The organism is Rhodococcus sp. As11, from assembly GCF_048957735.1.
Lineage (GTDB): Bacteria > Actinomycetota > Actinomycetes > Mycobacteriales > Mycobacteriaceae > Rhodococcus > Rhodococcus gordoniae.
In genome coordinates this window covers 44,823-58,264 of sequence record NZ_JARDJE010000004.1, presented here as the reverse complement: position 1 = coordinate 58,264, position 13,442 = coordinate 44,823, and the positions used below count along the sequence as shown (strand labels likewise).

Here is a 13,442-nt window from a genome sequence, read left to right as displayed (position 1 = left end):
ACCGGCAGTGAAGAAGACGAAGGCACTCTTATGTATTCGCTTTTGTCGCACGCGGGCATGATAGCGGTTGTCATGCCTCGTCGGGAGACCATGGTGACGGGGTGGAATTCAAGCGAGTGTCGTTGTGCCCGGGTACGTTTCGAAGCTCCGGACGACCGCCCGCGAAGGGGGTCCGGTCGGTGTCTTCGAGCAAGGTCACCGGGGTCGGTTGCGTCAACGGTTCGAGCGATCCGCTCTTCTCCGCGGGAGTGAGGCGCGAACGCTTCCACGACACGATCAGCAGCGTGAGCCACGTGGCGACGATGAAGAGGTAGAGCGCGGCCAGTGCCGCGCCGGAGAGCCCGAACGTCCCGGCGAGCTTGTGCGCGTTGGTCAGCACGATGACACCGCCGACGCCGGTACCGAGCAGAGTTGCGGGGACACGACTGACCAGCCAGGCCGCGATCGGTGCCGCGAGGGCACCGCCGAGAGCGAGGCCGGCGACGATCACGAGATTGCCGAGCGAGTCGTGGCCGAGCCCGAACAGGAAACCCAGGCTCGCCGCGACCGCGACGAGGAACTCCGACGCGCTCACCGATCCGATCACGGTGCGCGGTGCCGTCTTGCCGCGGGAGAGCAGGGTGCTGGTGGTGATCGGTCCCCATCCGCCACCGCCGCTCGCGTCGATGAACCCGCCGAAGAAACCCAGCGGCGACAAGAACTTCGCGGTGTGCGGAGAGGTACGGGCATGCGCGACCGCCGGGGGCCGCACCGAGAAGCGCAGCGCGACGTACACACCGATGGCCAGCAGAATGCCGGCGGTCACCGGTTCGGCGGCCTCGGTCGACAGTCCCGACAGGACCGTCGCGCCGAGGAAGGCTCCGATGGCTCCGGGAACGCCGAGCCGCAACACGACCTTCCAGTCGATGTTGCGGAAACGCCAGTGCGATGCGCCCGATACGAGCGTGGTGCCCACCTCGGCGAGGTGCACCGCGGCGCTCGCGTGTGCCGGACCGACACCGCTGAACAGCAGCAGGGTCGTCGCGGTGACGCCGAAAGCCATGCCGAGAGCGCCGTCGACGAGCTGTGCGCCCACACCGACGAGCGTGAAAATGAGCAAATTGAACATATGTCTGCTCCGAAAGCTGGAAGAACCCGAGAAGATGGACGAGCGGCAGAGCGCTCAGCGACACTCCGGGGTGCAACACAGACAATCGAAGCAGGCGCCGCGGCGGGTGGGCCAGAACGACATGAGCGCGAGACGAGCGGCCGGAGCCACCTCGGTACTCGTCGCTTCCATGTTCTCGTCCTCAGGTCTCGTTGCGCGCGGATCGTTCGGTGCGGTCGAGCATAGCCCGTACTCGCGACGGAATCGCACTCGGCGGGCCCGGCGCGTCCGGTCCGGGCCCGCGGCGCGATGTCAGCCGAGGCGACGGGCGGTGATCTCGAAGCCGCCCGCGCGAAGGCGTTCGGTCAGTACGTCACCGAACGCCACCGCAGGGGTCAGGACGCCGCCTCCGGCGTGCAGTGCCTCACCGCCGAGCGCGAGCGACAGGGCGGACTCGGCGAGCATCACGGCCGTGGCCTTGTAACCCGGGTCGCCCTGCGCTGCGAAGCGGGCGGTGTATCGGGTGCCCGACTCGGTCGAGGCATACAGATCGACGGTGAAGTAGCCGTTCTCCCGTGTCTTCTCCGACGGCCCCTCCCCGGGGGCGGGCAGGATCTTGTCGAGGACGAACCGCGTGGGTGCGAACGACAGGCCGGCGGCGAGAGCGCCTGTACCGAGCCCGACGAGCCCGGCGAGGACGGGGGACAGCGGCGAGGAGCCGACGCTCATGGTCTCCCGGTACCGGAACCGGCGTCCGTAGGCCCAGTCGCGCAGCGCGTTGCTGCGGCGCACGATTCGGGTGTTGTAGGAGGCCATGAAGAACGGGGCCAGCCGGCCCGAGACGCCGGGGGCGACGGATCTGCCGTCGACGAATGCAAAATCGTTCTGGCGACCGAGATCGGGTTCCTTCGACAGGTCGGGGGACAGAGAATACGGTCGCGCGGCGATCTTCCGGGCGGTGGAATCCTTGCGGACCGCATCGAGCTGCCTGCGGAGCGAATCGATGGTTCCACCGCTCACCCCGCCGCGCAAGGAGCCGAGCACGAAGGTGGTGTCGGTGAGGGGCAGGTTGCCGTCGGCCTCCGCGGCGCGGTAGAGAGCATGGACGCCGAGATCGGACGGCACGGAGTCGAAACCGCACGAGTGGACGATGCGGGCACCGGTGCGCCGGGCCACGTCGTCGAACCGGTCGATGCTCTCGCGGTGGAAGAGGACCTCGCCGGTGAGGTCGACATAGTCGGTGCCCGCCTCGGCGCACGCCTGCACGAGCGGCAGTCCGTACGCGGCATAGGGGCCGACGGTGGTGATCACCACGCGCGTGGATTCGGCGAGCGCCGTCAGTGAGGCAGGGTCGTCGGCGTTCGCCTCGATCAGGCGCCAGTCTGTTCCGAGGTCGGCGGCGAGCTTCTCGAGTTTGGTGCGTGAGCGCCCTGCGAGTCCGACGGCGACGCCGGTGGGGAGATTCTCGGCGAGATAGGCGGCGGTGAGGCGCCCGACGAAGCCGGTGGCGCCGTAGACGACGATGTCGAGATCCCGGGAGACAGTCATGCCCCCACCCTACTCAGGAGTAAGTCACGGGGGCGACCTTCGTCACACGAATCCGGTGCCACAGCGCCACCCACGACACCACCACAGCGGCCGCGGCGAGGGCACGGACGGCCCCGAGTGCGGATTCCGGGTAGATCACGCCGGTCAGGTAGTGATCGATGAATCCGCTCGGCGGCAGACCCTCCCGGCCGGCGTTGCGGCGCGCCCAGTTCTCCATTGCCGTCAACGGACAGTCGAACCCTACGGCCACCGAGGCGGCTCCCCATGCCACGGCGACGACATGCGCGACGATGGTGCGGCGCCACCGCCACGCGAGGAAACCACCGAACACGACGTAGAGCACGAACATCAGATGCACGAAGGCCGTGAGGTCGGCGACCACCCGGAACGCCATGTGTCCAGAGTAGAACGCTCGGCCGTGGAACGGACAGAGCCCGCAGTGCGGTGAGTCGGATGGGCGTCAGCCCGCCTTGATGACGAGCACCGGCACCGACGACTCGGTGATCAGACGCTGCACCGCCCGCTCGACGAGGAACTTGCCGGTCGCGGTGCGCCCGCGGCTGCCGATGACCACCCGCTCCGCGCCGCTGCGCGCGAGCAACTCGACGGTCGTGCCGACGGGATCACCGTCGTGGACGGCCGAGAGCAGTTCCCAGCCGTCGGCTCCCGCCACCTCGCTCACCTGTGCCCGCACGTCCTCCACCTCGTCGGGTTCGTCGAGCGGATGGAGCACCACCAGCGACTGCTGCCGGTCGGCGGCCTCCCGCACCGCGGCCTCGAGAGCGATCCGGCCTTCGGGGGTATCGGCGTGAACGACAGCGACAGTCATGACTCTCCTCGTGCGGGCACCGGGCGACGTCCTCCATTATCGCCGCGACGCGGCATCCGGGCGACGAGGGTCGGTGTGGAACCGGTCTCCACCGCCCCGGTCGTGTCGCGCCGATCTCCCCGGATCACCAGGGCGCCGGGCGGAAGTCCTTGAGGAAACATCCGTACAGATCCGTACCGGCCTCGCCCTGCACGATCGGGTCGTACACGCGCGCCGCGCCGTCCACGAGGTCGAGCGGGGCGTGGAAGCCCTCCTCGGCGAGGCGCATCTTGGTGTGGTGCGGCCGCTCGTCGGTGATCCACCCGGTGTCGACGGCGGTCATGAGGATGCCGTCGGTGAGCATCTCCTCGGCGCTGGTACGGGTGAGCATGTTCAGCGCCGCCTTGGCCATGTTGGTGTGCGGATGCCCGGCGCCCTTGTAACGGCGACCGCCGAACTGCCCTTCCATCGCGGAGACGTTCACGATGTACTTACGGCGGGCCGACGACGCGGCAAGCACAGGACGCAAACGGTTGACCAGGATGAACGGCGCCACCGAGTTGCACAGCTGGACCTCGAGCAGTTCGAGCGGCTCGACCTCGCCGACGGTCTGCACCCAGCTGTTGGTGTGCACGAGATCCGGCAGCAACCCGCCGGCGTCGACGGCGACTCCGGCCGCGACCCGCTCGGGTGTCGCCGAACCGGCCACCAACGCCAGCGAGGTCAGCGAGTGCGCCGACAGGTCGACGGGCAGCGATCCGGCCAGTGCGGCCGGGTGGGCATCCGACGGCTTGCCGAAGGTCAGGACCTCGGGGCGTGGGCCGGCGGGCAACGGATCGGCCTCCGCCTGGGCCAGCGCCGAATAGGCGCCGGGGGAGCGGCGCACCGTCTGCGCCGCGTTGTTGATGAGGATGTCCAGCGGGCCCTGCGCGGCGAGGTCGTCGGCGAGGGCGACCACCTGGGCGGGATCACGCAGGTCGATGCCGACGATGCGTAGCCGGTGCAGCCAGTCGCCGCTGTCCTCCATCGCGCTGAAGCGGCGGATGGCGTCGTTGGGGAACCGCGTGGTGACGGTGGTGTGTGCGCCGTCGCGGAGCAACCGCAGCGCGATGTACATGCCGATCTTGGCCCGTCCGCCGGTGAGCAGGGCGCGCCGGCCCCGCAGATCGGTGCGGGCGTCCCGCTTCGCGTGGTTCTCCTCCGCGCAGGTCGGGCACAGTTGGTGGTAGAAGGAGTCCACCCGGGTGTACTTGTCCTTGCAGACGTAGCAGGGCCGCGGTCGCAGCAGCGTGCCCGCGCTCGTGCCGCGGCTCGCCGAGGCCAGCGGCAGGCCGGCGGTCTCGTCGTCGATGCGGGTGGGAGAGGCCGTGGCGGTCGCGGACAGCACCTGACGGTCGGCGTCGGCGCGCTGTTTACGGACCTCGTTGCGGCGCCGCCGCTTGAACTTCTTGAACATGTGTCCCACGGCCCGCTGCACGGTGATCGCATCGGGATGCTCGGCGGCGAGAGCGGCCGCTTGATCGAGCACCCGCAGGCAGGTGGCCAGGTCGTCGGGGTCGATGCGGGCGAAGCCGTCTGTCTCTGGTTCGGCCGTGGTGTCGCTGTGGAGGTTCATCTGCCTTTTTCCGTGTGCTGCTGTGGGCCCGATCGTATCGGGCAGGATGATCGTGTCCGCATTCCCTACGGAGGTACCGGAGGAAAGATGAGTCCGAACCCGCTCCTGTCCAAGAAGAAGTTCGCGGAACTCGGCCGCTTCCAGCAGGTGCTCGTGCTCCTGCTCGCGGCGGTGCAGTTGTCGCTCGCCGTGGCGGCCTGGGCCGATCTGGCGACTCGGCCGGCCGAGAAGGTCAACGGCAGCAAGCTGCGCTGGGCGCTGACGATCGCGGTGAACTTCTTCGGGCCGATCCGCTACTTCCGCAAAGGCCGCCGGGACTGAGCGGTCTGCCCGGACGAGCCGAAGGCCCCGAACCGATTTCGGTTCGGGGCCTTCGGGTTTCGGAGTGTCCGAGGGGGGACTTGAACCCCCACGTCCGTTAATAGGACACTAGCACCTCAAGCTAGCGCGTCTGCCATTCCGCCACTCGGACCGACGCCCACACGGGGCATGTCGGTAGAACCCGCTCCCGCGGGCGCTGAGGAAACAGTAGCGCATGGGGCGTCCGATCCCCAAAACGGCACTTCAGACACTCTCGCGGTACTCGACGGGTCGGGCCTCACAGGTATCCGCTCGCTTGTTCGTCATCCGCCCGGCAATTGCTGCGGCGGATAACGAAAGTGGTAGCGGTTGCCACCGGTTCGATCGTGTCTCCGACAACGACGAAGGCCCCGAACATGATGTTCGGGGCCTTCGTCGTCTGTCTCGACTCAGAGTGTCCGAGGGGGGACTTGAACCCCCACGTCCGTTAATAGGACACTAGCACCTCAAGCTAGCGCGTCTGCCATTCCGCCACTCGGACCTGATGCTCGCGCCCGCTCGTCGTGGGCGCTGTGAAAGAGTAACCCACCGCGCCGACGGTCCCAAATCGCCGCCTCCACCTGCACTGATCCGAACTGTCGTGAGGGTGGACGGGCGGTGGTAGACATACGGCCATGGCCATTGACACGAGCGCCCACCAGCCGTCCCGAGCAGAGGAGGAGGTCGTCGACCTCGTCTCCCGCCTCATCCGGTTCGACACCTCGAACACCGGCGAACCCACCACGACGCGGGGCGAACGCGAGTGCGCCGAATGGGTGGCCTCCGTGCTCGAGGAGGTCGGCTACGAGACGACCTACGTCGAATCCGGCGCGCCGGGCCGCGGCAACGTCTTCGCCCGGCTGGCGGGCGAAGACCCGAGTCGCGGTGCGCTGATGCTCCACGGCCATCTCGATGTGGTGCCTGCCGAGGCCGCGGACTGGAGCGTGCACCCGTTCTCCGGTGCCGTCGAGAACGGCTACGTGTGGGGACGAGGAGCGGTCGACATGAAGGACATGGTCGGCATGATGATCGCCGTCGCCCGCTACTTCAAGGTCGAGAACATCGTGCCCCCGCGTGATCTGGTGTTCGCGTTCGTCGCCGACGAGGAGGCCGGGGGCAAGTTCGGTTCGCAATGGCTGGTGGAGCACCGGCCCGACCTGTTCGAGGGCGTCACCGAGGCTGTGGGGGAAGTCGGTGGGTTCTCCCTGACCGTGCCACGTCCCGACGGCACCGAACGGCGCCTGTACATGGTCGAGACCGCGGAGAAGGGCATGCGCTGGATGCGCCTGACCGCGACCGGTGTCGCCGGGCACGGCTCGTTCCTGCACGAGGACAATGCCGTCACCGTGCTCTCCCGCGCCGTGGCCCGGCTCGGTTCCCACACCTTCCCGCTCGTGGTGAACGATTCCGTAGCCGAGTTCCTCTCCGTCGTGAGTGAGGAGACCGGGCTGGACTTCGATCCGGCCTCACCCGATCTCGAGGGGGCACTCGCCAAGCTCGGCTCGATCGCCCGCATCGTGGGCGCGACCCTGCGCGACACCGCGAACCCCACCATGCTCGACGCCGGCTACAAGGCCAACGTCATCCCGCGCACCGCGCACGCCGTCGTCGACTGCCGCATCCTGCCCGGCCGGCTCGCCGAGTTCGAACGCACCGTCGACGAGCTGATCGGCCCGAACGTCACCCGCGAGTGGATCACCGGACTCGAGCCGTACGAGACCACCTTCGACGGCGAGCTCGTGGACGCGATGAACGCCGCGATCCTCGCGCACGATCCGATCGGCCGGACCGTGCCGTACATGCTCTCGGCCGGCACCGACGCCAAAGCGTTCGCCAGGCTCGGGATCCGTTGCTTCGGGTTCGCGCCGCTGCAGTTGCCGCCCGACCTGGACTTCGCGGCCCTGTTCCACGGCGTCGACGAGCGTGTCCCCGTCGACGCGCTGCGCTTCGGCACCCGTGTCATGGAACACTTCCTCCTGCACGCCTAGAACACTCGACACCGTCACGAAAGGACCGGAATGGCTTTCGATTACGATCCGTACACGTTCCTGCCCGAGTTGCCCACCTTCGAGGTGACCAGCGCGGACTTCGCCGAGGGCGAGGAATGGAAACTCCCGCAGGCCAGCGGTGCGTTCGGAATCCCCGGGGGCGGCGACGTCTCCCCGCAGCTGTCCTGGTCGGGTTTCCCCGCCGAGACGAAGAGCTTCGTCGTCACGGTGCTCGACCCGGATGCCCCGACGGGCTCCGGTTTCTGGCACTGGGCCGTCGCGAACATCCCGGCTTCCGTCACGGAGTTGCCGACGGGTGCCGGTAGCGCCGACTCGGACGCTCTTCCGGAGCAGGCCGTGACGCTGCGCCACGACGGCGGAGCCCACGGCTTCATCGGCGCTGCTCCGCCGGCCGGTCACGGCCACCACCGCTACATCGTCGCGGTGCACGCACTCGACGTCGAGGTGCTCGACGGCGTCACGCCCGACTCGAGCCCGGCCTTCCTCGGCTTCAACGTCTTCGGGCACGCCATCGCCCGCGGTCTGTTGACCGGCACCTACGAGGTGCGCTGACACAACGGATCGAGGGCTCGGGACCACTGGCGTCCCGGGCCCCCGATCCGTGTGACGATCAGACTCGTGCTGCGGCGCCCACCGCGTCGGCGATGGACCGGTAACCGTGCGCGCGCAGTTTGCGGGCGATGCCCTTGTTGATGCGGCGCGCCCAGAACGGGCCGCCGTAGATGAACCCGGTGTAGCCCTGGACCAGGGACGCACCTGCCAGGATGCGCTCGAAGGCCTGCTCGGGCGTCTCGATGCCGCCGACCGAGATCAGCGTGAACCGGTCGCCGACCCGTGAGCGCAGCCGGCGCAGCACCTCGAGCGATCGCTCGGCCACCGGCGCACCCGACAGACCACCCGCGCCGATCTCCTCGATCCGGCTCTGTGGGGTGTTCAATCCGTCGCGGCGGATGGTGGTGTTGGTGGCGACGATGCCGGCCAGGCCGAGTTCGAGCGCCAGGTCGGCCACCGCATCGACATCCTCGTCCGACAGATCCGGGGCGATCTTGACGAGCACCGGCACCGTCACGGTGTCGAGGACCGCGGCGAGGATCGGGCGCAGCGACTCGACGGCCTGCAGATCGCGCAGACCCGGGGTGTTCGGCGACGAGACGTTGACGACCACGAAGTCCGCGAGAGGACCGAGGAGCCGTGCGCTGTCGGTGTAGTCCTGCGCCGCCTGCTCGGCGGGCACCACTTTGGTCTTGCCGATGTTCGCGCCGATCGGCACGGTGCGGCGGCGCTGCCGCAGCCGGTTGGCGGCCTCACCGGCCCCGTGGTTGTTGAACCCCATCCGGTTCACGATCGCCCGATCCTCGGGCAGGCGGAACAGGCGCGGCTGCGGATTACCCGGCTGCGCCTGCGCGGTCACGGTGCCGACCTCGGCGAACCCGAAGCCGAGCGGACCCCAGACGTCCACACCGGTGGCGTCCTTGTCGAAGCCCGCGGCCAGGCCCACCGGGTTGGGGAACTCGACGCCGAACACCGAGTTGCGCAGTACCGGGTCGTCGACGACGAGAATCTTCGACGCCACGGTCCGCACCGGCTCGAACCTGGTCGCCCAGCGCATCGCCAGGAAGGCGAGATGGTGGGCTCGTTCCGGCGACAACAGGAACATGAGCCGAAGAAGCAAGCGGTACACGGACAACTCCCTGCAGGCCCGGGCGAGGCCCGGGGTGATGATCAGCGGACGGTGGGTTCGGGGACGTGATGGAGCGTCTTGCGGCGCCGGAGCAGCACGCGGCGGCTTCCGTCCGGGTACAGGCGCACCCGGGTGAGTTCCCAGCCGTGGAATTCCGCGGAGATCGCCAGCCGCATCGACGCACTCACCCGGGAGACGTCCCGGGGAAGTTTCAGCGGCACGTACTCGTATTCGTCGTTGCTGGTGTCCCAGCCGACAGGTAACCGGGTGAACCGGCCGAGTCGCTCGTTCGCCATCACTGTCCTTCGATCGGGATCCGTTGCAGACCGTCACCGGTCGCCGATGCGATCACCAGAGCCGCGTCGACCGGATCGACGGCGATCGAGTTCGGTTGCCGCACCGTTGCGAAGCGGTGGCGTTCTCGCGGGATCCCGGTCGAAAGATCGTAGCCCACGACCTCGTTGCTGCCGGTCAGAGTCACCCAGACCAGATCCCGTGTTTCGTCGTAGGTCACAGCGTACGGGGCGGGACCGACGGGATAGCGCTGCCGCAGGACGATCGCGTCGAGGGTGTAGACGAGCAGCTCGTCCCCGGTGGTGTCGGTGACCATCACGCGCCCGAACGGGTCGGTGGTCAGCTGCGTCGCTCCCTCACCGGAGCGCAGCGCGGGACCGAGATGGGCGTCGGCCAGGTCGAGTTCGGTGAGCGAGGTCTGCCGGCGGTCGAGCGCCGCGACAGCGTCCCCGGTGACGGCGAGGGCGTCGACGGAGGCGAGGCCACCGACCGTGGTGCTTACCTCACCGGAGCCGGGGTCGACGACCAGCACGCGGCCGTCGTCGGTCCCGACGGCCCAGCGACCGTCGGACAGCACGGCCGCCGACGATGCGGTGCCGTCGACCGGAACCTCGGTGAGCGTGCCCGCGGCAGCGTCGATACGCAGCACGGCACCGGATGCGGGAGCGAGCACACTGCCGTCGGGTCCGGCCACGACGGTCGCCGCGGACGACGGCAGGTCCACCAGACGCGGTTCGGACTCGGCGTCGTCGAACAGCGCCACCCGTGCTCCGTCGTCGACGAGCGCGGCGAAGGTACCGGTGGACGGTTCGACGATCAGGGCGTCGACCTGCAGGTCGAGGGGGCGGACATCGCCGGCGGGGGATGGGCCGACCTCGGGCGCGGCCGCCGGCGTGGCGGGTTCGATGGTCTGCAGTACGTCCGGGGTGCTCTCCGACGAGCAACCCGCCAGCGCGACCAGCGCGATCGCACCCACCATCGTGACCGCCCGGATGCCCGCTCTGCCCATCGTTGCTGCTCCTCGTCCTCGGATTCGATCCGCACCTGCCGGACGCCTCCCGGCGACCGGCGCGCCGACCCTCAGTGTTCCTGATGCCGGTCGCGGGAAAGAAATCAGGACGCCGCCCGCCGGGCCGGATGTGACCTGCTGCTCAGCTCTGCGCCGAGGCAGGCAGGTCGCGGCTCGGACGGCGGGGGCAGCACGACCACCACGGCGTGTTCGTCGTGCCCACCTTCGGGAAAGGAGCGAGGTGTGATCGGTGTTGCCGGGATCACGCGCTCACGTCGTCGAGCGCCGCGGCGATCGCCGGTGGCAAGGCCAACTCCTCCGCGACCAGCACTCCGGTCAGTTGCGCGAGATCCCGTGCGCCCACGAGCGTCGACGCCACATGCGGTCGATCGCGCACCCAGGCCAGGGCCACCGCCAGTGGCGACGTGCCGAGGCCGTCGGCGGCCGTGGCCACCGCGTCGACCACCCGCACCGCGGATTCGGTGAGATAACGGCGCACTTCCTCGGTGTGCACATCGTCGGCGCCCCGCGAATCCGCCGGCACACCCGACCGGTACTTACCGGTGAGCACACCGCCGGCGAGCGGGACCGCTGCGAAGACACCCACTCCGTGATGTGCGGCCGCCGGGATCAGTTCCTCCTCGACACCGCGGGCGAGCAGGGAGTACTCGACCTGCGTGCTGATCAGCGGAGCCGGGCGCCGCGCCGCGGCCGCCGCGGTCGCGAGCTGCCAGCCGAGATAACCGCGCACCCCGACGTAGCGCACGCGCCCGCTGGTCACCGCGAACTCGAGGGCGTCCATCACCTCGTCGACGGGGGTGTGCGGATCCCACGTCGCGACCTGCCACACGTCGAGGTGGTCGGTGCCGAGTTCGCGCAGCGTCGCGTCGAGCTGGTTGAGCAGCCCCGAACGGGAGCAGTCCACCCGGCCGGAGCCGAGGGTGGTGGTGTCGATGCCGGAGCTGCCCGAGAGCACCAGCTGGTCGCGGGGCACCACGTCGTCGAGCAGTTCGGCGAGGATCCGCTGCGCGACCCCGTCTCCGTAGGCGGGGGAGGTGTCGACGAGCGTGCCTCCCACATCGACGAAGGCCGACAGCTGCGCCGCGGCCTCGTCGCCGTCCGTTCCGCGACCCCACGTCAAGGTGCCCAGGCCGAGCCGTGAAACCCGCAGGCCGCTCGCACCGACTGTCCTGTATTCCATAACCGTCCGCGTTTCCTCCCGACACGACGGGACGTCGCCGCGCTCGGCCACGACCCCGGTATTGCACCCTAATGCGCGCGACCCGCCGTACAGCGTCCGGCGCGCCGACCGATCGGTCACCACGTACCCTTCGCCGAGTGAGAATTGCTCCCTGCATCCGAGACCGTCGACCCGCCCCCGCCGCAGCCTCCGTGCCGGGAGCCGCCGCATGATCGGCGAATCGATGACCTGGCTGCAGACGATCGTGCTCGGCATCGTGCAGGGGCTCACGGAGTTCCTGCCGATCTCCTCGTCCGGCCACCTGCGGATCGTCTCGGAGATCTTCTTCGGTGAGGATGCGGGCGCGTCCTTCACGGCGGTCACCCAGCTGGGCACCGAGGCGGCCGTGCTGGTCTTCTTCGCCGGCGACATCTGGCGGATCATGAAGGCCTGGTTCCGCGGTCTGTTCCATCGCGAGCGCCGTGCCGACCACGACTACAAGATGGGGTGGTACGTCATCCTCGGCACCATCCCGATCGGCATCCTCGGTGTGCTGTTCAAGGACGACATCCGCACCGTCGCCCGCAATCTGTGGCTGGTCGCGACGATGCTCATCGTGTTCTCGATCGTCATCGCCGCCGCCGAGTACTTCGGTAAGCAGCGGCGCGATGTGAGTCAACTCACGCTCAAGGACGGTCTGATCATGGGTTCGGCGCAGGCGCTGGCGCTGATCCCCGGCGTGTCCCGCTCCGGCGGAACCATCTCCGCGGGCCTGTTCCTCGGACTCACCCGCGAGGCCGCGGCCCGATACTCGTTCCTGCTCGCCATTCCCGCGGTCGTCGCGTCCGGTCTGTTCAGCCTGCCCGACGCCTTCGAACCGGCCGGCGAGGGACTCGACGCCTCGGGGGCGCAGCTGCTCGTCGCGACTGTGATCGCGTTCGCGGTCGGCTACGCGGCGATCGCGTGGCTGCTGCGCTTCGTCGTCAACCACTCGATGTACTGGTTCGTCGGCTACCGGGTGATCCTCGGTGCGGTCGTGCTGGCGCTGCTCGCCACGGGCGTGGTCTCCGCCACCTGACAGACTGCCGGCAGGCCGTACCTCTAGGCTGGGCGCATGACGGTCATCCTGCTGCGGCACGGACGTTCGACCGCGAACACCTCGCACGTGTTGGCAGGTCGATCGCCCGGTGTCGAACTCGACGAGGTCGGCCACGTGCAGGCGAAGAATCTCGTCACCCGCTTCGCCGGGCTCGAGATCACCGAGATCGTGCGATCGCCCTTGCTGCGCTGTCGGCAGACGGTGCAGCCGCTCGCGACCGATCGCGGACTCGAACCGGTCGTCGACGAGCGGCTCGCCGAGGTCGACTACGGGCAGTGGACCGGACGCGAGCTGAAAGAACTGGTGAAGGAACCGTTGTGGGCGGTCGTGCAGCAGCACGCGTCCGCGGTGGTCTTCCCCGGCGGCGAAGGGCTTGCGCAGGTGCAGTCCCGTGCGGTCGCCGCGATCCGCGAACACGACCGGCGTCTGCGCGAGACGCACGGCAAGGACGTCGTGTGGATCGCCTGCAGTCACGGCGACGTGATCAAGTCGATCCTCGCCGACGCGCTCGCGACCCACCTCGATGCGTTCCAGCGGATCGTCGCCGAACCGGCGTCGATCAGCATCGTCCGCTACACCGACACCCGGCCGTTCGTGCTGCGCGTGAACGACACCGGTTCGGACCTGTCCGGGCTCGCCGGCCCGTCCGAACCGAAGTCCGTGCCCGGCGGGGAGGTCCCCGGTGCGGTGGAGGAACCCGGCGACCCGCCTCGAGGGCACCGGCAGGAGACGGCGCGCGGATAATGGCAGTGACCGTCATGGCAGAGTGTGGG

14 protein-coding genes and 2 tRNA genes are annotated in these 13,442 nt (G+C 69.0%); 5 read left to right on the top strand and 11 right to left on the bottom strand.

Features of this window, described 5'->3' with window-relative positions; translation table 11 throughout:
* Positions 1-70: 70 nt before the first annotated feature.
* The 5 genes from PV766_RS06395 to PV766_RS06375 all read right to left on the bottom strand — a co-directional run bounded on the left by PV766_RS06395 (position 71) and on the right by PV766_RS06375 (position 5,058).
* Positions 71-1,108, bottom strand: coding sequence for a sulfite exporter TauE/SafE family protein (locus PV766_RS06395; protein ID WP_421096689.1), 1,038 nt, complete (start codon positions 1,106-1,108; stop codon positions 71-73).
* A gap of 291 nt (positions 1,109-1,399) precedes the next feature.
* Complete coding sequence (locus PV766_RS06390) at positions 1,400-2,635, bottom strand: saccharopine dehydrogenase family protein (RefSeq protein ID WP_421096688.1); 1,236 nt, start codon at positions 2,633-2,635, stop codon at positions 1,400-1,402.
* A 13-nt stretch (positions 2,636-2,648) separates the two neighbouring features.
* Positions 2,649-3,029, bottom strand: coding sequence for a DUF2784 domain-containing protein (locus PV766_RS06385; RefSeq protein WP_255162787.1), 381 nt, complete (start codon positions 3,027-3,029; stop codon positions 2,649-2,651).
* Positions 3,030-3,095: 66 nt separating this feature from the next.
* Positions 3,096-3,464 (bottom strand): universal stress protein, encoded by a 369-nt coding sequence (locus PV766_RS06380; protein WP_064064861.1) that lies wholly within the window; start codon positions 3,462-3,464, stop codon positions 3,096-3,098.
* A 124-nt stretch (positions 3,465-3,588) separates the two neighbouring features.
* Positions 3,589-5,058, bottom strand: a complete 1,470-nt coding sequence (locus PV766_RS06375) for an SDR family NAD(P)-dependent oxidoreductase (protein WP_421096687.1) — start codon at positions 5,056-5,058, stop codon at positions 3,589-3,591.
* Between the two features lie 87 nt (positions 5,059-5,145).
* Between PV766_RS06375 and PV766_RS06370 the strand changes: the two genes are divergently transcribed.
* On the top strand, positions 5,146-5,379 hold the full coding sequence (locus tag PV766_RS06370; protein WP_421096686.1) for a hypothetical protein: 234 nt from the start codon (positions 5,146-5,148) through the stop codon (positions 5,377-5,379).
* A 65-nt stretch (positions 5,380-5,444) separates the two neighbouring features.
* On the opposite strand, the gene PV766_RS06365 is transcribed toward PV766_RS06370, so the two are convergent.
* Positions 5,445-5,530, bottom strand: a tRNA-Leu gene (locus PV766_RS06365).
* Positions 5,531-5,813: 283 nt separating this feature from the next.
* Positions 5,814-5,899: transfer RNA gene (locus tag PV766_RS06360), tRNA-Leu, on the bottom strand.
* A gap of 133 nt (positions 5,900-6,032) precedes the next feature.
* Here PV766_RS06360 and PV766_RS06355 point away from each other — a divergent pair.
* Together PV766_RS06355 and PV766_RS06350 are read left to right on the top strand one after the other, a co-directional pair.
* The gene (locus PV766_RS06355) at positions 6,033-7,385 is read left to right on the top strand and encodes a M20/M25/M40 family metallo-hydrolase (RefSeq protein ID WP_064064858.1); all 1,353 of its coding nucleotides are present in this window, start codon (positions 6,033-6,035) and stop codon (positions 7,383-7,385) included.
* A gap of 30 nt (positions 7,386-7,415) precedes the next feature.
* The gene (locus PV766_RS06350; RefSeq protein WP_421096685.1) at positions 7,416-7,958 is read left to right on the top strand and encodes a YbhB/YbcL family Raf kinase inhibitor-like protein; all 543 of its coding nucleotides are present in this window, start codon (positions 7,416-7,418) and stop codon (positions 7,956-7,958) included.
* Between the two features lie 58 nt (positions 7,959-8,016).
* Here the strand turns inward: PV766_RS06350 and PV766_RS06345 are convergent, their stop codons facing one another.
* The 4 genes from PV766_RS06345 to PV766_RS06330 all read right to left on the bottom strand — a co-directional run bounded on the left by PV766_RS06345 (position 8,017) and on the right by PV766_RS06330 (position 11,591).
* A complete protein-coding gene (locus tag PV766_RS06345) occupies positions 8,017-9,087 on the bottom strand; it encodes a quinone-dependent dihydroorotate dehydrogenase (RefSeq protein WP_421096684.1) in 1,071 nt (356 codons plus the stop codon).
* A 41-nt stretch (positions 9,088-9,128) separates the two neighbouring features.
* Positions 9,129-9,383, bottom strand: a complete 255-nt coding sequence (locus PV766_RS06340; protein WP_064064855.1) for a DUF5703 family protein — start codon at positions 9,381-9,383, stop codon at positions 9,129-9,131.
* Complete coding sequence (locus PV766_RS06335) at positions 9,383-10,390, bottom strand: hypothetical protein (protein WP_129976748.1); 1,008 nt, start codon at positions 10,388-10,390, stop codon at positions 9,383-9,385. Before PV766_RS06335 ends, PV766_RS06340 begins: the two co-directional genes overlap by 1 nt.
* Before the next feature lie 262 nt (positions 10,391-10,652).
* The gene (locus PV766_RS06330; RefSeq protein WP_059383563.1) at positions 10,653-11,591 is read right to left on the bottom strand and encodes an aldo/keto reductase; all 939 of its coding nucleotides are present in this window, start codon (positions 11,589-11,591) and stop codon (positions 10,653-10,655) included.
* A gap of 211 nt (positions 11,592-11,802) precedes the next feature.
* Here PV766_RS06330 and PV766_RS06325 point away from each other — a divergent pair, with 211 nt between their 5' ends.
* Entirely contained in the window at positions 11,803-12,648 is an 846-nt protein-coding gene (locus tag PV766_RS06325; RefSeq protein WP_421096821.1) for an undecaprenyl-diphosphate phosphatase, read from the top strand.
* A 36-nt stretch (positions 12,649-12,684) separates the two neighbouring features.
* Positions 12,685-13,413, top strand: a complete 729-nt coding sequence (locus PV766_RS06320) for a histidine phosphatase family protein (protein WP_129976750.1) — start codon at positions 12,685-12,687, stop codon at positions 13,411-13,413.
* The last annotated feature ends 29 nt before the right edge of the window (positions 13,414-13,442 follow it).